The sequence below is a fragment of the Pseudoalteromonas piscicida genome (assembly GCF_002744175.1).
In the GTDB taxonomy this organism is placed as follows: Bacteria; Pseudomonadota; Gammaproteobacteria; order Enterobacterales; family Alteromonadaceae; genus Pseudoalteromonas; species Pseudoalteromonas piscicida_B.
Genome location: NZ_NKHF01000169.1, coordinates 1 through 244, shown reverse-complemented (window position 1 = coordinate 244; position 244 = coordinate 1). Strand labels below are relative to the sequence as shown.

Annotated in this window: 1 protein-coding gene; it reads left to right on the top strand. The window is 56.1% G+C overall.

Going from position 1 to position 244, the window contains the following annotated elements; genetic code table 11:
* The coding region (locus tag CEX98_RS23140) for a hypothetical protein (RefSeq protein WP_206780905.1) at positions 1-181 on the top strand (181 nt) is incomplete at its 5' end.
* Between the last annotated feature and the right edge of the window lie 63 nt (positions 182-244).

Genomic DNA, 244 nt, shown 5'->3' with positions numbered 1-244 from the left:
CTCTGTGGGAGCGAGTTCACCTCGCGATCTCTTCACGGCTCGCCGCGTGATGCGGCTCCTACCAGAGTATTCACTTTGTGGGAGCGAGTTTATCTCGCGATCTTTTAACGGCTCGCCGCATGAAGCGGCTCCTACCAAGGTGTTCATTCTGTGGGAGCAAGTTCACCTCGCGATCTTTTAACCGCTCGCCGCGTAAAGCGGCTCCTACCGAGCTATTCACTCTGTGGGAGCGAGTTTACCTCGT